Raw genomic sequence first — 22,251 nt, 5'->3', positions numbered from 1 at the left:
GACCCGGGGAGCGGTTCGCCGCTCCCTGTCTCTTGCGTGTTACGCCAACTGACTGCGCAACTGCCGCGCCGCCGCGACCATGTTGACCAGCGCTGCTTCGGTCTCCGGCCAGGCGCGGGTTTTCAGCCCGCAGTCGGGGTTGACCCACAGGCGCTGGGCCGGAATCCGTTTTACCGCTTTGCTCATCAACTTGACCATCTCGGCAGTGTCCGGCACCCGCGGCGAGTGGATGTCGTAGACACCCGGGCCGATGTCGTTCGGGTAGTCAAACGCTTCGAAGGCCTCGAGCAATTCCATGTCCGAACGCGAGGTTTCGATGGTGATCACGTCGGCATCCATGTCGGCAATCGCCTTGATCACATCGTTGAATTCGCTGTAGCACATATGGGTATGAATCTGGGTTTCATCCTTCACGCCCGAGGCTGTCAGGCGGAACGCTTGCACCGCCCAGTCGAGGTATTCCTGCCATTGTTCACGGCGCAGCGGCAGGCCTTCGCGGAACGCGGCTTCGTCGATCTGCACGATCTTGATCCCGGCGTTTTCCAGGTCCACCACTTCGTCCCGCAAGGCCAGCGCCAGTTGTTGCGCCTGGACTTTGCGCGACACGTCTTCGCGCGGGAACGACCACATCAGCATGGTCACCGGGCCGGTCAGCATGCCTTTCATGACCTTGTCGGTCAGGCCCTGGGCATAAGTGATCCAGTCTACGGTCATGGCGTTCGGACGACTCAGATCGCCATAAATCACCGCCGGTTTCACGCAGCGGGAACCGTAGCTCTGGACCCAGCCGAAGCGGGTGAGCAGGTAACCGTCGAGCTGTTCGGCGAAGTACTCGACCATGTCGTTGCGCTCGGCTTCACCGTGCACCAGCACATCCAGGCCCAGGCGTTCCTGCACCTGCACCGCATGGCGGATTTCGCTGCGCATGGCATCGTGGTAATCGTTGGCCGACAGCTTGCCCTGCTTGAACGCCTGACGAGCCAGACGAATCGAGGCGGTCTGCGGGAACGAGCCGATGGTGGTGGTCGGGAACGTCGGCAATTTCAGACGCGCCTGTTGCGCGGCGATGCGTTTGGCGAACGGCGAATGACGCTGGCTGTCGCTGGCGTTGATCGCCTCGATCCGCGCTTGAACTTCGGCCTTGTGAATGCGCGGCGAACGGGCGCGGCTTTGCTGAATGGCGCGGCTTGCGGCCAGTGCGCTTTGCACGTTCGGCGCTTGCGGGTCGTTCAGCGCATCACGCAACACCGAGATTTCGCTGCACTTCTGCACGGCGAACGCCAGCCAGCTTTTCAGTTCCGGATCGAGCTTGTCTTCACGCTCGACATCCACCGGGCTGTGCAGCAACGAGCAGGAACTGCTGACCCACAGGTTGTCGCCAAAACGCTCCTGCGCCGGTTGCAGTTGTGCCAGCGCCTGCTCCAGTTCGCAGCGCCAGACGTTGCGTCCGTTGACCAGACCGACCGACAGAATCTTGTAGGTCGGCAGGCGATCCAGCACCTGACCGAGTTGCTCCGGTGCACGCACCGCATCGATGTGCAGGCCTTGTACCGGCAGGCCGACGGCCAGACCAAGGTTGTCTTGCAGGCCACTGAAATAGGTCGCCACCAGTTTCTTCAATGGCGAGTACTGAAGGATGTGATAGGCGCGTTCGAAAGCGCTTTTCCAGGCTTGCGGCAGGTCGAGGGTGAGGATCGGCTCATCGATCTGCACCCACTCCACGCCCTGTGCCGCGAGACGACCGAGGATTTGGTTGTACACCGGCAGCAGGCGCTCAAGCAGATCGAGCTTGTCGAAGCCGTTGCCTTTCGCCTTGCCCAGCCACAGGTAGGTCAGCGGGCCGATGATCACCGGTTTGACGTTGTGACCGAGGGCTTTGGCTTCTTCGACTTCATCGAACAGCTGTTCCCAGCTCAGCTTGAATTGCTGGTCTGCGCTGAATTCCGGGACCAGGTAGTGGTAGTTGGTGTCAAACCACTTGGTCAGCTCTTGGGCGTATTGAGTCTTGCCGTGCTCGCCGCCGCAGCAGGAAGACGTGGCGCCACGGGCCATAGCAAATAAGGTGTCGAGGGTCGGCAGGCCGCGCTCGTCGCGCACAGTGTCGAAGCGCTCAGGGATCACACCGAAGGTCAGCGAGTGGGTCAGCACCTGGTCGTACCAGGCGAAGTCGCCGACCGGCAGCAGGTCGATGCCGGCGTCCTTCTGCAGTTGCCAGTGTCTGGCGCGCAGTTCGCGGCCGACCTGATTCAGGGCGGCCTGATCAAGATCACCTTTCCAACAGGCTTCGAGGGCTTTTTTCAGTTCGCGGTCGGCGCCGATGCGCGGGAAACCCAGGGTGTGTGCCACGGCCATGTCGAGTGTTCTCCATTGCGTAAAAGATGGCGCCATTGTCGACAGCCAGGGCAACATGAGACAAACTCAACCTTTTCGTGTTGATCACAAATTTTCCTCATGGAGCCTGCGGTGCTTGAGATCCGTCACTTGAAAACCCTGCATGCCCTGCGTGAAGCCGACAGCCTGGTGGACGCAGCCGACCGCCTGCACCTGACCCAGTCGGCGCTGTCCCACCAGTTCAAGGAGCTGGAAGAGCGCATGGGCATGCCGTTGTTCGTGCGCAAGACCAAACCGGTGCGCTTCACCAGCGCCGGCCTGCGCCTGCTGCAACTGGCCGACGCGACCCTGCCGCTGCTGCGCGCCGCCGAGCGTGATATCGGGCGTCTGGCCGGTGGCACTGCCGGACGTCTGCACATGGCGATCGAATGCCACAGCTGCTTCCAGTGGCTGATGCCGACCATCGACCAGTTCCGCGATGCGTGGCCGGAAGTCGAACTCGACCTCGCTTCGGGTTTCTCGTTTGCACCGCTGCCGGCGCTGGCACGGGGCGACCTGGATCTGGTGGTGACGTCCGACCCGCTGGAAATCGCCGGTATCACCTACGTGCCGCTGTTCACCTACGAAGCCATGCTTGCGGTCGCCAATCAGCACGCGCTGGCAAGCAAACCGTACATCGTTCCCGAAGACCTGCTGACCGAAACCCTGATCACCTACCCGGTCGAACGCGATCGGCTGGACATCTTCACCCGTTTCCTCGAACCGGCCGACATCGAACCGGCGCAGGTACGCACCTCTGAGCTGACGGTGATGATGATGCAACTGGTGGCCAGCGGCCGTGGCGTGTGCGGCATGCCGCACTGGGCGCTGCATGAATACAGCTCGCGGGGTTACGTGAAGGGCAAGCGGCTGGGCGAGAAAGGTCTGTTTGCCACGCTGTACGCAGCGATCCGCGCCGACATGCTGGATGCGCCGTACATGCGCGACTTCCTGCTGACGGCCAAGGACACTTCGTTCTCGACCCTGGATGGGGTCAGCGCGGTTCGTTGAGGCTGGCGGTTGGCACGAAAGGCGCGCACCACATGTGGATCTTGTCGAAGTAGTCCTCGCCGACCCGCACCGCCATCGGTTCGAGGCCGAACTGGATGAAGCCGCAGCGCTGGTACAGATTGAACGCCGCGTCATTGCCGGCGGTGACGGTCAGTTGAACGACTTTCAGCGCCGGATGCTGCTGCGCTTCACCCAGCACCGCCTCCATCAGTTTCAAACCCAGACCGCGCTGGCGATACTCGGCCGACACATACATGCCGAACACCGTTGCCTTGTGCCGGGCCTTTTCCCGAGGCTCGAACGCCAGGCCGACGATACCCGCCAGCCGGCCGCCTTCGAATGCGCCGAACACCGCGTCGAGCTTGCTGGTCAGGCGTGACTCCCACCAGCTCAGCGGCATCACTGCGCGCTCGCGCACGCTGGAGGTGAACGCCTGCGGATGCCGGTCATAGGCTTCCAGCATCAGTTCGCGATAAGCCAGCGCATGACTGGCGTCCAGCCGCTCGATCCACATGCTCAAGCCGACCGGCGTTGTTCAAGCATCAGCCGTACGGCCAGACCGCCGAGCACAAACCCCATGAAATAACGCTGCGCCGCCAGCCAGGTCGGATTGCTGACGAACCACGACGCAATTCCCGCCGCGAAGAGCGCGATCAACAGATTGACGCTGAAACTGACGCTGATCTGGGTCAGGCCGAGAATGATGCTTTGAGTGAACACCGAGCCGTGTTCCGGGGTAATGAACTGAGGAAATACCGAGAGGTAGAACACCGCGATTTTCGGGTTCAGCGCGCTGGTTAGAAAGCCCATGGTGATCAGTTTGCGCGACGAATCCGCCGGCAGTTGCTGCGCCTCGAATGGCGAACGGGCGCCGGGCTTCACCGCCTGCCAGGCCAGCCACAACAGGTACAGCGCACCGGCCCATTTCAACACTTCATAGGCCATCGGCACCGCGAGAAACACCGCAGTCAAACCGGCAGCCGCCGCGAACAGATGCACAAAGAAACCCGCCACCACGCCGAGCAGCGAAGTCACCCCGGCACGGCGTCCCTGACAGATCGAACGCGAGATCAGGTAGATCATGTTCGGCCCCGGCGTCAGTACCATCAGCAGTGCGGCGGCGGCAAAAATCAGCAAGTCTTGAAGCGGGATCATGACGAAGTCCTTTGCACGAATGATCAGGCGATCGCGGTCAGCGAGGCTCGATAAAACGGCAGGATCAGGTCGCGTGTCAATGGGGCGAGAACCACATCGCCGTCGGTGGCAGGATCAATCCAGATCACCTCTTCGATCTCGGCGGCCGGGGAGACTTCGGCGTCGATGGTCAGCTGAAAGATCTCGGCCTGCACGACGAATCCCGGCTCGTTAGCGGCGGGTGCCGAGAACTGGCCGAGAAAGCTCGCCTGCGCCGTATCGATCACCAGTCCCAGTTCTTCTTCCAGCTCACGGGCCAGCGCATGCACCGGCAGCTCGTGGTCCTCGATCTTGCCGCCCGGTTGCATGAACGCCGTGGTGTTGCGCTTGCGCACCAGCAGGGTCTGGCCGGCGGAGTTGAGCAGCAACGCGGCGGCAATACGAATGATGCGGGGGGAAACAGCGGATACAGAGGTCATGGGTCAGCCATCGGCCTTGGGAAAAACCGCAAGGATCCCATGCCGACCGCGCCAGCGTCATCACCCCTGGGCCAGAAGCACGCTTTCCCCCTCCTCCGGTACTTTCACGAACACCTTGTATTTAGCGCCCTCCATGGCTTCGAAACTGATCAGTTTGTCCACCAGCAAAGCACTCAGCACCTTGCCGGCATTGAGCAGCAACATGCCGTTGTCGGCGTTGAGATTGCGCGCCAGGATCATCCCCGCTGCCAGCTCCCGGGTACCCAGCACCTTGACGCTCGGATCGGTCAGGGTGATGTCGCTGACCATTGCACAGACCTTGATGAAATCCTCGATCAGTTCGGGATCGTAAAGTTTGCCGGCGTACTGGCGCAGGTACAGCAACGCTTCATCACTGTTCATTTGCCGCTCGAGAATCAGCCCGCGCTGCAACTCGACGAAATCCACCGCCAGTTTCAACAGCCGCGAACCCAAGGGAATGGCTTCGCCCTTGAGCCGGTCGGGAAACCCGCTGCCATCCCAGTGTTCCTGATGATGCAGGATCAGCCGCGCGGCATCCTTCATCGGGTCAAGGGTCATCAACAGCGATTCGCTCTGTTTCGGATACGCCCGATAGCGATCGCGCTCAGTGCTGTGCAACAGGTCCGACGGCGTGGTCATCATGCTGTCGGTCCAGCTCAGCTTGCCGATGTTGTAGAGCGCGGCGGCCATGGTCAGGTCGCGGCTGGCGGCTTCATCAAACCGATGTTCGCGGCAATAGCAGCGCACCAGTTCGATGATCTGCCGGTTGGTCTGCTTGGTCGGCGGCAGGCGCAGGTTGGCCAGCAACGAGAACATTTCGGTGCCTGTCAGGAAACTGCGCTTGAGCTCCTCGTAGGCCAGATCGAGCATGTCGGCGGTCTGCTGCAGCTCGGCGGTGCGGGCGGCGACGCGCTTTTCCAGAGTGCTGTTGAGCAACTTCAGCTGATCGTTTTGCGCTCGCGTCAGTTGTTCCAGACGCTCGCGCTCGCGCGCCAGGTGCTGATGCGCCAAGGCCTGACGCAAGGTCAGGAGCATTTCTTCGTCGTTCCAGGGTTTGCTGATGTAGCGCTCGATCTGGCCTTCGTTGATGGCCTTGATGATTGCAGAAGGTTCGGCGTAGCCGGTGAGCATGATCCGCGCGGTCGCCGGGTACAGCTCATGAACGCGAGCCAGCAGCGTAGCCCCATCCATGTTGGGCATGCGCGCATCGCTCATCACCAGATTCACCGGTTGCTGCTCGAGGATTTCCAGAGCCTGGGCACCGCTGGTGGCCAGCAACACGTCATAAGGCTGGCCGCGCAGCAGACGGCGCAGGCTGTTGAGGATCGGTTCCTCGTCATCGACCAGCAGCACTTTGGGCCGGGGCGGCGAAATCGGGGCGGACGGCTCTTCCATGGCGAAGCCTCGTGAAAAACGTTGGACATGACTGACGCGCCGACAGACCTCCCCGCTTGCCCGCGCCTGAACCAAAGGCTAGATGATTTTCGCCGGGGCCGTGTAAATCCTCTGTTACACCGCGACAGGCGAAGTTGCGTCCCTGCAACTATGCTCAAGTGGCGGGACGACACCATCGGCCTGCGCGCAGGCATGGGATGAGGGGAAAGGGATGCTCCCGATGACGAATGTGCGTGTACAGGCGGGTATTGCGTCATGAGTGCGCAACCCGGCCCTATCAACCGTCGTGTACTGATCGTCGACGATACCGCGTCGATCCATGAGGATTTCGCGAAAATCCTCAAGTCGGCCACGGTTACAGACGACAGTCTGGACGAAACCGAAAACCTGCTGTTCGGCGATCCGACCTCCGCTCCCGCCGCCCCCAGGGACCCTTTCGAGCTGGACTCGGCCTATCAGGGCCGCGAAGCGCTGGACAAGGTCGAAGCCGCACTGGCCGCGGGGCGTCCCTACGCCATGGCCTTCATCGACATGCGCATGCCGCCGGGCTGGGATGGCCTGGAAACCATCGAGCGACTGTGGCAGGTCGACCCCAAGCTGCAAGTGGCCCTGTGTACCGCTTATTCCGATTACTCCTGGGAGGACATTGACCAGCGGCTGGCCCTGACCGATCGCCTGCTGATCCTGAAAAAACCCTTCGATGCGATCGAGATCCGGCAGCTGGCCAGTGCCCTGACGGTCAAGTGGCAGATGACCGAAGACGCCGCCATGAAGATGAACCTGCTGGAGCAGGCGGTTCAGGCGCGTACCCGGGAGCTGTCCGACGCCAACATCATCGTGCAGAACAGTCCGACCATCCTCTACCGGTTGCGCGGCGAACCGTCGTTTCCGCTGATGTACATCTCCCACAACATCACCCGCTACGGGCATGTCGCGGCTGATCTGGTGGGGTCGGCCACTTGGGCGCAGACGCTGATTCACCCGGACGATCAGCCCAGTGTCGATGCCGCCATGGGCCGGGTGCTCGATCGCCATGCAGAGGGCGCCTCCATCGAGTTTCGCCTGCGCACGGGCGCGGGCGACTGGCGCTGGGTGGAAAACCGCTACATCCCGGTGCGCGATCACGACGGCCGACTGCTGGAAGTCGAAGGGATCATTCTCGATATCACTGAACGCCGGCTGGCCGAAGAAAAGATGAACCTGCTGGCCCGCACCGACGGCCTCACCGGGCTGGCCAATCGCGCCACCCTGATCGAGCGCCTGCATCAGGCCTTCGCCGCCGCGCGTCGGGGTGCGGCGCCTTTTGCGGTGTTTTATCTGGATCTGGACCATTTCAAGCGGATCAACGACACCCTCGGCCATCCGGTCGGCGATTTGCTTTTGCAGGAAGTGGCGCAGCGGATCAAATCGAATGTGCGGGAAAACGACGTAGTCGCACGGCTGGGCGGTGACGAATTCGCGATCCTGCAGTTGGATGTCAGCGACCCGACCCAGTCCGCCACCGTCGCCGCCAAGATCCGCGATGCACTGTCGCAGCCTTACCACTTGACGGGCAATGCCGTGCACACCTCCGTCAGCATCGGCATCTGCCTCTACCGGGCCACAAGTCTGGATGCCGACAGCCTGCTGGCCGGCGCCGACATGGCGCTGTACCGCGCCAAGGAAACCGGGCGCAATCAGTACCAGTTCTACTCCGAGCAAATCACCCGGGAAGTGGCCGAGCGCATTACCCTTGCCGAAGAGTTGACGACAGCGCTCATTCAGGGAGGACTGAAGCTCGATTACACGCCGGAAGTGGACATGCACAGCGGCAAGATTCTCGGCATGGCCGCGCAGGTCAAATGGCAACATCCCAGGCTGGGTCTGCTGCCGGCGTCGGCCTTTGTACCGGCAGCGGAAAAGACCGGTGCAATCATCCCGCTCGGTCGCTGGATACTGGATCACGCCTGCTGGCAGATGCGCCAGTGGCAAAACGAGGGAGTGGCGCCTCCGGTGATGGCGATCAGGATTTCCCTGGCGCAACTCAAGAGCGGGCCCGAGCTCATCTATGACGTGCTGCGCACCACCGCCCGTTGGGAGCTGGCACCGTGGGATCTGCGTTTCGATGTCACCGAAGCGACCCTGGCCCAGACCAAATGGACTCACAACGATGTGCTGCCGCGCCTGAGTGAGCTTGGGGTGAAGATCGCCATCGACGATTTCGGCACCGAATACTCATCGTTCGATTACCTGAAAACCTACCGGGTCAATCACCTCAAACTCTCCCAATCACTGATCGACAGTGCGGCCCAGGATGAAGGCAGCGCCAACACCCTGCGCGCGATCGTCAATTTCGCCCGGGATCTGGCGATCGACATCAGCGCCGAAGGCGTCCGGCCCGCAGATCGGGATGACGCCCTGGCCTCGTCGGCACCGCTGAAAAACGTGCAAGGCGTTTGCTTCAGGGAAGCGGTCAGCCCCGAACAGGCGGCCCGCCTGCTGAAGGGCGGGAACGCGACTGCCCCGCTGCCCAGGGAGGATGAGGGATGAAAACACCTTTTCCCCAGACCAACCGGCGCATTCTGATCGTCGATGACACCCCGGCGATCCATGCCGACTTTCGCAAGATCCTCACCCCGGACACCCACGGTGAAGCGGATCTGAACACGCTTGAGCAAACGCTGTTCGGCACCCGCCAATCGCCGCACCTGACGTTCCAGCTCGACTCCGCCTATCAGGGCCAGGAAGCACTGAAACTGGTGCAAAACGCACTGGACGAAGGCCGGCCCTATGCCCTCGCCTTCACCGACATGCGCATGCCGCCCGGTTGGGACGGCCTGGAAACTATCGAAAAACTCTGGGCAGTCGACCCCAATCTGCAAATTGCGCTGTGCACCGCCTATTCCGACTACAGCTGGGAGGCCATGGCCGAACGCCTGGAGTTCGGCGATCAGTTGCTGATCCTGAAAAAGCCGTTCGACACCCTGGAAATCCGCCAGATGGCCAATGCCCTGACGTGGAAATGGCAGCTCGCTCAGGACGCTGCACTGAAGATGCTCAACCTCGAGCAGACCATCGAGGCCCGCGTGCACGAATTACTCAAGGTCTCGCGCCTGTTGCAGTACGACAGCCTCACGGGTCTGCCCAACAGCACCTTGCTCGGTGATCGTCTGACTCAATCGCTGGCCGCTTGCCGGCGCCATGACAAACAACTGGTGGTGATGTTTCTCGGGCTGGATCGCTTCAAGCGCATCAACAATGCCCTGGGCCATCCGGCGGGCGACGAGATGCTCAAACGGGTCGGCCAGCAATTGCTCGCCTGCGTGCGCGAATCGGATTCGGTCTTTCGTTATGGCTCCGACGAATTCGTGGTGATGCTCAGCGACATCAACCATCCGCAGCAGTCGCGCAGCATCGCCGAGAAACTACTGAGCGCCATCCGCGCTCCACAGACAATCGTCGGGCATGACGTGAGCGTCACGGCCAGTCTGGGCATCAGCCTCTACCCCGATGACGGGCTCGAGGCCATCGAGCTGATCAAGAAAGCTGAAACGGCCATGCGCAGCGCCAAGGAAAACGGACCGAACGAAATCGGCTTTTTCATCGAAGCCATGAACCAGCGCGCCCGGGAACAGCAAAGCATCGAGTCGGGCATTCGCCAGGCCCTGCAACGCCAGGAATTCGTCTTGCACTATCAGCCGAAAATCGAGCTGGCCAGCGGCCGGGTAGTCGGTGCCGAGGCACTGGTGCGCTGGCAGAAACCGGGGCATGGCTGGGTCTATCCCTCGGAGTTCATCCCGGTGGCCGAAGACAGCGGCCTGATCGTGCCGCTGAGCAAATGGGTGCTGGCCGAGGCCTGTCGTCAGACCCGTGAATGGCAACAGGCGGGCTTGCCGCCGATTCGCATGTCGGTCAACACCTCGGCCATCGACTTTCGTCAGCGCCACTTCGTCGAGGGCATCGAGCAGGTGCTGGCACAGACCGGACTGGATCCCCGTCTGCTGGAACTGGAGATCACCGAAGGCGTGCTGATGCAGAACGTTGACGCGACGATGAGCGCGCTGAACCGGCTGAAGGCGCTGGGCGTCCGACTGGCCATCGACGACTTCGGCACCGGCTATTCCAGCCTCAGCTATCTGCGCCGGTTTCCCATCGATGTGCTGAAAATCGACCAATCCTTCATTCGCGGCCTGAGCCATGACAGCAGCGATGCGGCGCTGGTCGGCGCGATCATCAGCCTGGGCAAGAGCCTGAATCTGAACGTCATCGCCGAAGGGGTGGAGACCGCGCAAGAGTTGGCGTTCCTCAAGGATCACCACTGTGAGGAAGGCCAGGGCTACTACTTCAGCAAAGCCTTGCCGGTGGACGCCTTTGCCCGATTGCTGGCGTCCGCTCAGCCTGGTCCGTGGGGTGTTTCATGAATCGCCCGGCGTTGTTTCTACTGTTCGCGCTATGCGCACACACCCTCGCCGCGCCACTGGACGAGCCGCTCAAGCCCTTGCCGGCCATCCCGCCACAAGACCCGAAACGCGTCGAACTGGGACGTCAGCTGTTCCATGACCCACGGCTGTCGATCAACAACACGCTGTCTTGCGCCAGTTGCCATCAACTGGATAAAGGCGGCGCCGACACCCGCGCCTTCTCCAACGGCTTCGATGGGCAACCGGTGGCGGTCAACACGCCGACCGTGTTCAACGCCAGCCTCAATTTCCGCCAGTTCTGGGACGGTCGCGTCGAAACCCTGGAAGAACAGAGCAACGTCGTGATCACCAGCCCCCACGAAATGGGCAGCGACTGGAACACGGTCGTGCAACGGATCGCTGACGACGCAGCCTATGGTCAAAGCTTTCGTGCCGCCTACCTCGATGCCGTGAACCGGGCCAATATCCAGAATGCGCTGGCCACCTATGAGCGCACGCTGCTGACCCCCGGCTCCCGTTTCGATCAGTACCTGCTGGGTAATACCGACATCCTGACCCTCGAAGAAAAGTACGGCTATCAGCGTTTCAAGGACTATGGCTGCATCGCCTGCCACCAAGGGGTGAACATCGGCGGCAACATGTTCCAGAAATTCGGCGTGTTCGGCGACTACATCGCCGATCGCGGTAACCCGACAGTGGCCGACCAGGGCCGTTTCAACGTGACCGGCGACGAAGCCGATCGCGCCGTGTTCAAGGTGCCGAGTCTGCGCAATGTTGCCCTGACCGCACCGTACTTCCATGACGGTTCGGCGCCCACCCTCGAACGGGCGGTTGACGTGATGTTCCAGTATCAGTTGGGGCGCATGCCCAGCGAAGAAGACAAGACCCTGATCATCCTGTTTCTCAAGACCCTGACCGGCCAGTGGGAGGGCAAGCCATGATGAAGGTCTCACGCCGTGTCAGCCTGCTGTTGCTCGGTCTCGTCACCGTGTTGCTGGCCTCGATTCTGGTGTTTCTGTACCTGAAATCGAGTTCCGAGCAGACAACGGCCTATACCGAATCCCGGGATCTGATCCGCCAGATCAAGCAACAGGATTCGTTGTGGGAAAACGAAATCCTCAAGGCCCGGGTGGCGCTTTCGCACAATTACGATCCGTTGATTTCACCCATGAACGAAATGAACCGTTTGTGGGAACGCTTCGACACCATGGAGTCCGGCCACGGGCGCAGCGACTCGCAACAATGGAACGAGGCTCACGACAGTTTTCTCACGGCCATGCAGGAAAAGACCCGGCTGGTGGAACAGTTCAAGTCGCACAACGCCCTGTTGCGCAATTCCCTGGCGTTTCTGCCGACCGCCGAAGATGACATTCAGGCGCAACTGGCCGACCTGTCCGACCTCGACAAGATCCAGGTGCAGAACATCGCCACCGACACCTATGACCTGCTGCTCAGCGCCCTGGAGTTTTCCCAGGTCACCTCCGACGACAAGGCCGCCGACATCGTACTGGGCTTGAACAAACTGGCGGTGAATGCGCAACGCCTGCCCCAGGACTTCCAGGCCCCGATCCGGATCCTGAGCAATCACATCAGCCTGATTCTGCGCGAGCAGCCAATCGTCAACCGGTTGCTCGAAGAAATAGAGGCGATCCCCGTGGCCGAGCGTCTGGACAACATCACCACCATGCTCAACCAGGATCAGCAACAGGCCGAAAAAATCGACCGTAAATATCACTTCTATCTGCTGCTGTTTTCCGTCCTGCTGATGTTGTCGCTGTTGTGGCTGGCCATCCGCCTGATCCGCAGCTTTGCCGAGATCAACCGGGTCAACGCGGCCCTGCAAACCGCCAACGATGTGCTGGAGCAACGGGTCGACGAGCGCACCCGGGAGCTCAAGAACGCCCAGAGCGAACTGCTCGACGCCGCGCGCCAGGCCGGCATGGCCGAGATCGCGACCAACGTGCTGCACAACGTCGGCAACGTGCTCAACAGCGTGAACATCTCCTCCGACCTGATCTCGCGCAAACTGCGCAGCAGCAAGGCGCAGGGGCTGGGCAAGGCCATGCAACTGATCAACGAACACCCGGACGACCTCGGCCATTTCCTCAGCGAAGACCCCAAGGGCAAGCTGCTGCCCGGCTACCTCAATCAACTGGTCGGCGCCATCGCCCAGGAACAGCAGGAGATGGTCGACGAACTGAACCAGATGAACAAAAGCGTCGATCACATCAAGGACATCGTCGCCACCCAGCAATCCTATGCCGGGGCCAACAGCATGACCGAGCCGCTGTACATCAACGAGCTGCTCGAAGACGCGCTGCGCATGAACGCCGGCGCCCTCACCCGGCACCACGTCACGGTGGTCAAGGAATACGCCGAAGTCCCCCAGGTGATGGGCGACAAACACCGCTTGCTGCTGATCCTGATCAACCTGATCAGCAACGCCAAGTACGCGATGTCCGATCTCAGCAACCGCCCGCGCACCATGACCCTGGGGGTAAAGATCGTCGACGACAGTTTTCTGGAAATCAGCGTCAGGGACGACGGCGAAGGCATCGCACCGGAAAACATGACGCGGATCTTTGCCCACGGTTTCACCACCCGCAAGGAAGGCCACGGCTTCGGCCTGCACAGCTGCGCGCTGGCGGCCATCGAGATGAACGGCCACCTCACCGCCCACAGCGACGGACCGGGACTGGGCGCCTTGTTCACCCTGCAGATTCCGCTGATCACCGTTACGGAGAACGCATGAGCGAGCTGTCTAACCGCCGCATCCTGCTGATCGATGACATGCCGTCGATTCACGAGGACTTTCGCAAGATCCTCGCCCCGGCGCCGGCGCACTCGGCAAAACTGGACGAGATGGAAGCCGCCCTGTTCGGCGTGCCCGCCAAACCCCGGCAAGCACCTTTCGAGCTGGATTCGGCCTACGGTGGAGAGGAAGGCCTGGCCAAACTCAACCTGGCCCTGCAGGAGCAATGCCCGTATGCCCTGGCCTTCGTCGACATGCGCATGCCGGACGGTTGGGACGGAGCGCGCACCATCGAAGAACTCTGGAAGCAGGATCCGCAGTTGCAGGTGGTGGTCTGCACCGCCTATTCCGATTACTCCTGGGACGAACTGCTGGATCGTCTGCACGCCCATGACCGACTGCTGATCCTGAAAAAGCCCTTCGACAACATCGAAGTCCAGCAGATGGCCAACACCCTGCTGACCAAATGGCAGATGACCGAACGCGCGTCCTTGCAGATGCATCACCTGGAACATCTGGTGGATCAGCGCACCGCCCAGTTCCGGCAGGCCAGCGAAGCCTTGCAGCGGGAAATCGACGAACGCAAACAGCTGGAAGGCCAACTGGTGCAGTCGGAAAAACTCGCCTCGCTGGGTCAACTGGCCGCCGGGGTCGCCCATGAAATCAACAACCCGATCGGCTTCATCTCCTCCAACCTCGGTACGCTCGACGGCTACTTCCAGCAACTGCTGGCCATGCTCGGCGCCTATCACACCGCCGGGCAGAACTTGCCCGCCGAAGCCGCCGCGCAGTTGCAGCAATTGCGCGAGCGTCTTGAAGTGGACTATCTGCTGGAGGACATCCCGACGCTGATTCGCGAATCCAAGGAGGGCATTGGTCGGGTCGGACAGATCGTCCGGGATCTCAAGGATTTCTCCCGGGTCGACAGCCAACAGGAATGGCAGTGGGCCAATCTGCAACAGGGCATCGAATCGACCCTGAACATCGTCGCCGGCGAGCTCAAGTACAAGGCTGATGTGATCAAGGAATATCAGGATCTGCCGGACATCGAATGCCTGCCCTCGCAAATCAATCAGGTGATCATGAACCTGGTGGTCAACGCGGCGCAGGCCATGGGTCCGGAGCGCGGCACCATCACCCTGCGCACCGGGGTGCAGGGCGAAACGGCAATCATCGAAGTGGCCGACACCGGTTCGGGCATCGCCCCCGAGACCCTGCAGAAAATCTTCGACCCGTTCTTCACCACCAAACCGGTGGGCCAGGGGACAGGCCTGGGCCTGTCCCTGTCGTATGGCATCGTGAAGAAACACGGCGGCGATATTTCCGTGCGCAGCACGTTGGGCGCCGGCACGACGTTCCGCGTGCAGTTGCCGTTGCGCCAGACCCGCCCGGCGGCCTGATGCCGGGTCAGGCGGCTTCCTGGAAATCCATCTCCGGCGGTTGTCGGCGGAAACCACCCGTGAGCACCGCCAGGTACACCACGCCAATCGCCAGCCAGCTCAGGCCCAGATACACCGCCAGGTGATCGAGGCTGACCATCAGCCACAAGTCCGCCGCCAGGCCGATGAACGGGAAGATCAGGAACAGGATCAACTCGCGCAGACCCTTTTTCTCGCCGCCGATCCAGTAGTGAAAAATTACCGACAGGTTGACCAGACTGAACGCCAGGAACGCCCCGAAGTTGATGAACGAGGTCGAGGTGGTCACATCGAGTTTCAGCGCCAGCAAGGCCACCACCGCACACAGCAGGATGCTGTTGACCGGCGTGCCGAAGCGCTCGTGCAAGGTGCCGAAGAATGACTTGGGCAGCACACCGTCACGGCCCATCGCGAACAACAAACGCGAACCGCTGGCCTGCGCCGACAGACCCGAGGCGAACTGCCCGACGATCAGGCCGATCAGGAAGATCGACACGAACAGATCACCGCCAATGTTGCGCGCAATCTCGTAGGCCGCCGAGTCGACGCTGTCGAACTGGAACGAAGGATGGGCGATCTGCACGAAGTACGAGACGCCAACGAAAATCAGCCCGCCGATCAGGGTGATCAGCATGATTGCTCGAGGGATGGTCCGGCGTGGATCGCGGGTTTCTTCGGTGAGGGTGCTGACCGCATCGAAACCGAGGAACGAATAGCAAGCGATGGCCGCGCCGCTCATGATCAGCGGCATCTGCATGTCGCCATTGAGGAACGGTTTGATCGACCACAGCGGCGTGCTGGCATCGCCGCCGACGTAATGCACGCACAGCGCGACGAAGGCGATCAGCACCAAAAACTGCACCAGCATCAGCAAGGCGTTGATGCCGTTGGCCAGCTTCAGGCCAATGATGTTGATTGTGCTGGTGATGCCGATGAACGCCAGCACCCAGATCCACTGCGGGATCGACGGGAAGGCCGACGCGAGGTACGCGGCGCCGATCAGCCAGATCGCCATCGGCAGAAACAGATAATCGAGCAGCACTGCCCAACCGGCGATGAAGCCGAGTTTCGGGCTGATGGCCTTGCGCACATAGCTGTAGGCCGAGCCGGCCACCGGGAACGCGGCGGCCATGCGCCCGTAGCTCATGGCGGTGAAGAACATCGCCACCAGCGCCGCCAGATACGCGGCGGGCACCATGCCGGCGGTGGACTGGGCGAGGATGCCGAACGTGCCGAGGACAATGATCGGCGTCATGTAGGCGATGCCGAACAGCACCACCGACCCTAGTGAAAGGGTGCGTTGCAAACGAGCCATGGGCGACTTACTCCGGATTTTATTGGATTTATGGCAGAGGCCGAGTTCGGCGAATGTTTCGGGTGTTGCTGATCGTTCCCACGTCGAGGCGTCGAACCGTCTGCGTGGGAATGCCTCAATGGACGCTCTGCGTCCGCTCTTGGGACGCAGAGCGTCCCTGGCTGCATTCCCACGCAGAGCATGGGAACGATCGGGTACAACGGGTCAAGGGATCAGCAGCTCACGTACTCCGCAGGCGTGTTCAACCACCTCCCCCGGCAACCTCAACCGCTGATCATCCAGATACCGATAATCCTTGCGCGCCAGCTCCAGCTGGCCGAAATCCAGCTCGACACTGAACCGCCCTTCCTCACGCCCGGCCTCGAACAGCACCGTGCCCAGCGGATCCACCAGCGCACTGCCGCCGGCAAACATCAACCCGTCATCCCCGGCGTCGACCCGATTGACCATCAGCGCAAACGCCTGGTTTTCCTGAGCCCGGGCCATGATCGCGGTGCGGTGGGTCGGGCCGTACGGGTCCATGTTGCCGTTGGTCACGATCAGCAATTCGGCGCCCAGTTGCGCCAGGGCCCGGGCCGACTCGGGGAACTCGATGTCGTAGCAGATCAGCAGACCGACGCGCACGCCGTTCCACAGGCAGGTGGCGTAACGGTCACCAGCCTCGAACACACCGCGATCCGAGACCCAGAGGTGAGTCTTGCGGTATTTCAGGGCGATGCCTTCGGGGGTAATCAGCAGCGTGGTGTTGTAGAAGCGGCCGTTGTCGTTTTCGGCCATGCCGATCACCACGGCAAGGTTGCGCTCGCGAGCGACGGCCTGCACGGCGCTGACGGTCGGGCCGTCCAGTGGTTCGGCGATCTGCGCCACGGTGTCGGCGGTCGGAAAGCCCATCAGGTGGGTCTCGGGGAACACGATCAATTGCGTGTCGGCGGCGCAGGCCGCCATCGCCGCGAGGGCGCGTTCGAGGTTGTACGCCGTGTCTTTGTCACGGCCCGCCAACTGGGCGAGTTCGACTTTCATGGGTAGTCCTTGTTATGAGCGCCGGACGCCGAAAGATTGCCCGGCGGCTGTCTGTGGGCCAGTATGCTTCGCATTCGACCGGCCAGGGAATTACGCGGCCGGGGTAACCCGATAGGGGTAGAGGCATGACTCTTTCGTTTGACGACATCACCTGGCACCGCGCCGTCGGGCAGTTGATCGACGCCCTCGACAAGCCGAATTTCTGGGCGCAACTGGTGCGTCTGCTCGACCAGTACGTGCCGTTCGATAGCTGGGTGGCGCTGCTGTTCAGCGCCGACCGCCACCCGCAGGTGTTCGCCGAATGCCCCGGCGCGGATGGCAGTCCCGATCAGTTGTTTCAGGATTACCTGCGCGGTCTGTACCTGCTCGACCCTTTCTACATTGCCTGCCGCGAGCAATCGCGCACCGGGTTGTATCGCCTGTCGGAGGTCGCGCCGGAGCACTTCGAACTGACCGAGTATTACCAGCGATACTTTCGTCTGAATGTGGTGGCCGACGAAATCCAGTTCAATTGCCAACTCGAAGGCGACCGCACGCTGTGCCTGTCGCTGGGCAGTCAGCAGCGCTTCACCGGCGAGCAGATTGCCCTGCTGTCACTGATCCAGCCGTGGGTGCTCGGCCTGTTGCGCCAGCGCCTGCCCTATGAAATCAACGAAACCGTGGCCCTGGCCCCGCCCCCTGCGCAACCGGACTGGCGGGTGCAGCTCGAAGCGTCGGTGCAGCAACTCAAGGGCGCGCAACTGACCGCCCGGGAACTGGACGTCGGGCGCCTGATGCTCAGCGGTTGCTCCAGTAAAGAAATCGCCCGTAAGCTGGAAATCTCTGTTGAAACCGTGAAAGTCCATAAGAAACACATGTACAGCAAGCTGGGGATCAAGTCCCAGTCGGAGCTGTTTTCGATCTTTCTGCAGGCGCAGAACGCCTGACTGCCGCAAAAAAACCGTCCGAACCAAGGAAACCGTATGAGCCTGTCACTCCTGAGCCGCTACGCCTTCTTTGCCGTCTGCGTGATTTTCACCCTCGCCAGCCTGCCCTTTCTCGAACATGACTGGCTGTGGCCGATCACCGCCGTCACCGGCGTATTGAGCCTGATCGGTCTGTTCGACCTGATGCAGAGCCCGCACGCGGTGCGCCGCAACTATCCGATCCTGGGCAACATCCGTTATCTGGTCGAAGGCATCCGCCCGGAAATCCGCCAGTACCTGCTGGAGTCCGACAGCGACGCCCTGCCCTTCTCCCGCGCCCAGCGTTCGCTGGTGTATTCGCGAGCGAAGAATGAAACCGCCGACAAGCCGTTCGGCACCCTGATCGACGTCTACCAATCCGGCTTCGAATTCATCGGCCACTCGATGCGCCCGGCGCCGTTGAGCGACCCGAGCAGTTTCCGCGTCACCGTCGGCGGCCCGCAGTGCACCCAGCCGTATTCGGCGTCGGTGTTCAATATCTCGGCCATGAGTTTCGGCTCCCTCAGCGCCAACGCGATCCGCGCGCTGAACCAGGGCGCGAAACTCGGCAATTTCGCCCACGACACCGGCGAAGGCAGCATCAGCCCTTATCACCGCGAACACGGCGGCGACCTGACCTGGGAACTGGGCAGCGGCTATTTCGGCTGCCGCACCAGCGACGGCCGCTTCGACCCGGAACGCTTCGCCGCCCAGGCGCAGACCCCGCAAGTGCGGATGATTGAAATCAAAATGAGCCAGGGTGCCAAACCCGGCCACGGCGGGATCCTGCCCAAGCACAAGGTGACCCAGGAAATCGCCGACACCCGCGGCATCCTGATGGGCGAAGACTGCATTTCACCGTCGCGACACAGCGCGTTCTCCACGCCGATCGAGATGATGCATTTCATCCAGCAACTGCGTGAACTGTCCGGCGGCAAACCGGTGGGCTTCAAGTTCTGCCTCGGCCATCCATGGGAATTCATGGGCATCGCCAAGGCCATGCTGGAAACCGGCATCCTGCCGGACTTCATCGTGGTCGACGGCAAGGAAGGTGGCACCGGCGCCGCGCCGGTGGAGTTCACCGACCACATCGGCGTGCCGATGCGCGAAGGCCTGCTGTTCGTACACAACACCCTGGTCGGTCTGAATCTGCGGGACAAGATCAAGCTCGGCGCCAGCGGCAAGATCGTCAGCGCCTTCGACATCGCCAGCGTGCTGGCCATCGGCGCCGACTGGGCCAACTCGGCGCGCGGCTTCATGTTCGCCATCGGCTGCATCCAGTCGCAAAGCTGCCACACCAACAAATGCCCGACCGGCGTCGCCACCCAGGACACCCTGCGCCAACGCGCACTGGTGGTGCCGGACAAGGCCCAGCGGGTCTACAACTTCCACCGCAATACGCTCAAGGCCCTGGCGGAAATGCTCGCCGCCGCCGGCCTCGATCACCCGTCGCAACTGTCGGCCAAGCATCTGGTACGGCGCATGTCGGCCACCGAAATCAAACTGTTCTCGCAGCTGCATGTGTTCCTGAAACCGGGGGAACTGCTCACCGGGGAAGTGAACGGCGAGTTCTATTCGCGGATGTGGCAGATGGCGCGGGCGGACAGTTTTGAGCCGCAGGAAATTGCGGCTGCCTGAGAATCAAACCGGCGCACTCCCTTTACAGATGTTGCGCCGGTCTCCCTTAATATAGGCCATCCTGAAAAGCGGGTAATACGCACGTTTTAAGTGCCTCAACGCCTGGAGATACAATCAGCTCCATCCCTGGACTTCAACAGTGCGATGGAGCTTTGCTGATAATCGTTTTTTTCAACCACCATCGTATCCAACTGCTTTGAGTAACTGCTTAATTCATCAGCATCCGGATCGATTACATAGAAACAAGGCCCCGTACTCCCTGCTTTCAGTTGCCTCTTCAACTCCTCGAAGGATTTTGTACGAACCGACGACCCCAGTATCTGGAGATAATCGGAGTAAACCGAGTTGGCATAGACTGGTAAATCTCTACCCTCCTCCATTACTTTTTTCACGGGTGATCGCAGATCGCTCTCAATTCTGAACTGGCTGCGATCCGGGTCACTCAAAATAAACGAAGCGGAAACTCCACAAACGAATATCAACATCGTCCACCTGACAAAACCATCACGTACCAGACCAAAACCGTACGACACTAAAACAATTGTTATCGGAAGAAAAACCATTGCATTTTTCAGAGTCAGGATTGGCGTAAAAAACAATGACCTTAGGTAAGCCACCGTCACACCAAAGAACCAGCAAAACAACAAAACCTTCAAAACATCCTTCTTATCCTGAACCCGAAACAACTTCACCAGCGCGAGAACCAGCAAGAACAGACACAGCAGCACTACCGGCAAACTTCCGAACTGCACGACAAACATATCTATAAAAAAACTTTCTGCCGGTTTTTTTATCCACGTCCCGGTCCTGCCAAAGTTTTTCAACAGGTACTGGAACAGTGGAATCAATGAGCTGCAGATCAGCAGTCCAGCGATAGCACTCGCACTAAACAAACGCCTTTCAAAACCAGCTCGAATAGAAAAATAAATTAAAAGAAAAAGCTGCGCCGCCATCGGAAGAAAACCAAAGTAATGGGTGTTCACAAGCATTGAGCCAACAACTGAATACAACAAAACAGTTCTGAAATTTTGTGTCTCAAGCAAATTGAAAAACATCAGGAGCGACCACACCATCAACAAGACCAGAAGACTGTAAGATCTTGTTTCTTGCGCTTCGACGACAAGAATAAAGCTGACCGTGCTCAACAAGGCTGCAATCACGCCAACCCGACGATTAAACAACGCCGCCCCCAAGCAATACATTGAAGGAATTACTGCAACACTCAAGACAAGCGAAAAAATCCGTCCCACCCGTTCCCCATAACCAAAAACCTGATGCACGAGCCAAAGCAAGATCTGATACAGCGGCGGATGAACATCTTCGACGGTCAGCTGAAAAACGGTATTTAAACTATTAGCCGGATTACTGACATTAACGCTAAAGACTTCATCAAACCAAAGACTCCGCTCAAACAGGCCATGGCCTCTCAAGACCCCTCCAATTATCACAAAAATTAATAATGCGACGTGTTCTCTCTGCACCACACTGATTGCTTTTGAAAACATGAACCTCTCCTGTGTTCCGGCGCTGCACCTGCGATTGGAGTATTTATTGTTTGATGTCTACAAACATTACTGCACCCAAACCGACTGCCAGCCACAGCGTGACGAGCCGCAACAAGACTGTTGCCGCAATGGAATCCGGTAAACCGACACCATCCGAAACCAGCAGCCCCACCATCACCGCTTCAGCACTGCCCAACCCACCGGGCATGAAACTCAGCGCGCCGGCCAGCATCGAAACGGCATAAATAAAAATCGCGGATATCAGAGTTACGTCTGCCTTCATCGCCAGCAAAATCCAGTAAAACGCCAACCCTTCCAATCCCCATGCCAGGACGCTCAACAGCGTCGCGCCAATCTGGCGGCCTGGGGTGTGGCAGCTGCGAGACTGATGCAACACATGAACGCAATGGCGTAGTAACCGGGAAAACCAGCCGTGCCGGTGCTCGATGCGCCGATCAATCGCGCTGACAAGACCCGACCGGGACACGAGCAACATGCAGCAGGCCAGCAGCACCAGACAGGCGACAATCATCGACAGCCATTCGGGATGAGCGCTCAAACCCAAAAGAGCCAGCGCAACTATCCCCAGCAAGTCGGAAAGTCGTTCACTGAACAACGCAGCAAAACTGTGCACGTAAGGCACATCCCAACGCTTGAGCAGGACGCCGCGCAACGCCTCGCCAGCCTTGCCAGGGGTGGTGGTCAGGGCGAACCCCGCCAGGTAGATTTTCAGGCTTGGCCACCATGGCATCGGATGGCGCAAGGCATTGAGATAAACCTGCCAACGCAAAAAGCGAAGACCGTAGCCAAGCAGAACCAGCCCGATGATTTTCCCTGCCTCCCACCCTC

17 protein-coding genes are annotated in these 22,251 nt (G+C 60.4%); 8 read left to right on the top strand and 9 right to left on the bottom strand.

The genetic code is table 11. From position 1 onward, the window contains the following. Positions 1-39: 39 nt before the first annotated feature. Positions 40-2,352 carry a 5-methyltetrahydropteroyltriglutamate--homocysteine S-methyltransferase gene (gene metE, locus CAF77_RS13655; RefSeq protein WP_085654751.1) on the bottom strand — a complete coding sequence of 771 codons (2,313 nt, stop codon included), beginning with the start codon at positions 2,350-2,352 and terminating at the stop codon, positions 40-42. A 111-nt stretch (positions 2,353-2,463) separates the two neighbouring features. Between metE and metR the strand changes: the two genes are divergently transcribed. Beyond that, on the top strand, positions 2,464-3,381 hold the full coding sequence (gene metR, locus CAF77_RS13650) for a transcriptional regulator MetR (protein ID WP_007953158.1): 918 nt from the start codon (positions 2,464-2,466) through the stop codon (positions 3,379-3,381). Here metR and CAF77_RS13645 read toward each other — a convergent pair. Genes CAF77_RS13645 through CAF77_RS13630 form a run of 4 tightly spaced genes read right to left on the bottom strand, consistent with a single transcriptional unit; the run spans position 3,365 to position 6,410 of the window. Further along, complete coding sequence (locus CAF77_RS13645; RefSeq protein ID WP_085654749.1) at positions 3,365-3,895, bottom strand: GNAT family N-acetyltransferase; 531 nt, start codon at positions 3,893-3,895, stop codon at positions 3,365-3,367. The genes metR and CAF77_RS13645 overlap by 17 nt on opposite strands. Positions 3,896-3,897: 2 nt before the next feature. Beyond that, positions 3,898-4,536 carry a LysE family translocator gene (locus CAF77_RS13640; RefSeq protein ID WP_011335760.1) on the bottom strand — a complete coding sequence of 213 codons (639 nt, stop codon included), beginning with the start codon at positions 4,534-4,536 and terminating at the stop codon, positions 3,898-3,900. Positions 4,537-4,559: 23 nt separating this feature from the next. Next, the gene (locus tag CAF77_RS13635; protein WP_085654746.1) at positions 4,560-4,994 is read right to left on the bottom strand and encodes an NUDIX domain-containing protein; all 435 of its coding nucleotides are present in this window, start codon (positions 4,992-4,994) and stop codon (positions 4,560-4,562) included. Between the two features lie 60 nt (positions 4,995-5,054). Next, on the bottom strand, positions 5,055-6,410 hold the full coding sequence (locus tag CAF77_RS13630; RefSeq protein ID WP_064383860.1) for an HD domain-containing phosphohydrolase: 1,356 nt from the start codon (positions 6,408-6,410) through the stop codon (positions 5,055-5,057). 255 nt (positions 6,411-6,665) lie between these two features. Here CAF77_RS13630 and CAF77_RS13625 point away from each other — a divergent pair, with 255 nt between their 5' ends. The 5 genes from CAF77_RS13625 to CAF77_RS13605 are packed head-to-tail and all read left to right on the top strand — an operon-like array spanning position 6,666 to position 14,962. Beyond that, on the top strand, positions 6,666-8,939 hold the full coding sequence (locus tag CAF77_RS13625) for an EAL domain-containing protein (RefSeq protein WP_064383861.1): 2,274 nt from the start codon (positions 6,666-6,668) through the stop codon (positions 8,937-8,939). Beyond that, positions 8,936-10,810, top strand: coding sequence for a bifunctional diguanylate cyclase/phosphodiesterase (locus tag CAF77_RS13620; RefSeq protein ID WP_085654744.1), 1,875 nt, complete (start codon positions 8,936-8,938; stop codon positions 10,808-10,810). Before CAF77_RS13625 ends, CAF77_RS13620 begins: the two co-directional genes overlap by 4 nt. Beyond that, complete coding sequence (locus tag CAF77_RS13615; protein ID WP_085654742.1) at positions 10,807-11,751, top strand: cytochrome-c peroxidase; 945 nt, start codon at positions 10,807-10,809, stop codon at positions 11,749-11,751. The genes CAF77_RS13620 and CAF77_RS13615 overlap by 4 nt, the downstream gene beginning before the upstream one ends. After that, complete coding sequence (locus CAF77_RS13610; RefSeq protein WP_085654740.1) at positions 11,748-13,562, top strand: DAHL domain-containing protein; 1,815 nt, start codon at positions 11,748-11,750, stop codon at positions 13,560-13,562. The genes CAF77_RS13615 and CAF77_RS13610 overlap by 4 nt, the downstream gene beginning before the upstream one ends. Beyond that, a complete protein-coding gene (locus CAF77_RS13605; protein WP_085654738.1) occupies positions 13,559-14,962 on the top strand; it encodes an ATP-binding protein in 1,404 nt (467 codons plus the stop codon). Before CAF77_RS13610 ends, CAF77_RS13605 begins: the two co-directional genes overlap by 4 nt. Positions 14,963-14,969: 7 nt before the next feature. Here CAF77_RS13605 and CAF77_RS13600 read toward each other — a convergent pair whose 3' ends face one another. Continuing rightward, complete coding sequence (locus tag CAF77_RS13600; protein WP_085654736.1) at positions 14,970-16,295, bottom strand: APC family permease; 1,326 nt, start codon at positions 16,293-16,295, stop codon at positions 14,970-14,972. Between the two features lie 204 nt (positions 16,296-16,499). Beyond that, the gene (locus tag CAF77_RS13595) at positions 16,500-17,315 is read right to left on the bottom strand and encodes a carbon-nitrogen hydrolase family protein (RefSeq protein WP_085654734.1); all 816 of its coding nucleotides are present in this window, start codon (positions 17,313-17,315) and stop codon (positions 16,500-16,502) included. Positions 17,316-17,440: 125 nt separating this feature from the next. Between CAF77_RS13595 and CAF77_RS13590 the strand changes: the two genes are divergently transcribed. After that, a complete protein-coding gene (locus CAF77_RS13590; protein ID WP_064383867.1) occupies positions 17,441-18,241 on the top strand; it encodes a LuxR C-terminal-related transcriptional regulator in 801 nt (266 codons plus the stop codon). Between the two features lie 36 nt (positions 18,242-18,277). Next, on the top strand, positions 18,278-19,897 hold the full coding sequence (locus CAF77_RS13585; RefSeq protein WP_064383868.1) for an FMN-binding glutamate synthase family protein: 1,620 nt from the start codon (positions 18,278-18,280) through the stop codon (positions 19,895-19,897). Positions 19,898-19,992: 95 nt separating this feature from the next. Here the strand turns inward: CAF77_RS13585 and CAF77_RS13580 are convergent, their stop codons facing one another. Together CAF77_RS13580 and CAF77_RS13575 are read right to left on the bottom strand one after the other, a co-directional pair. After that, positions 19,993-21,402, bottom strand: a complete 1,410-nt coding sequence (locus CAF77_RS13580; protein ID WP_064383869.1) for a glycosyltransferase family 39 protein — start codon at positions 21,400-21,402, stop codon at positions 19,993-19,995. A gap of 43 nt (positions 21,403-21,445) precedes the next feature. Beyond that, positions 21,446-22,251: lysylphosphatidylglycerol synthase transmembrane domain-containing protein (locus CAF77_RS13575; protein ID WP_085713964.1), on the bottom strand; the 806-nt coding region annotated here is incomplete at its 5' end.

Source organism: Pseudomonas sp. R15(2017), from assembly GCF_002112685.1.
Classification (GTDB): domain Bacteria; phylum Pseudomonadota; class Gammaproteobacteria; order Pseudomonadales; family Pseudomonadaceae; genus Aquipseudomonas; species Aquipseudomonas glycinae.
Note: the sequence above shows the minus strand (reverse complement) of the source record. Positions and strands in the feature narration are given on the sequence as shown.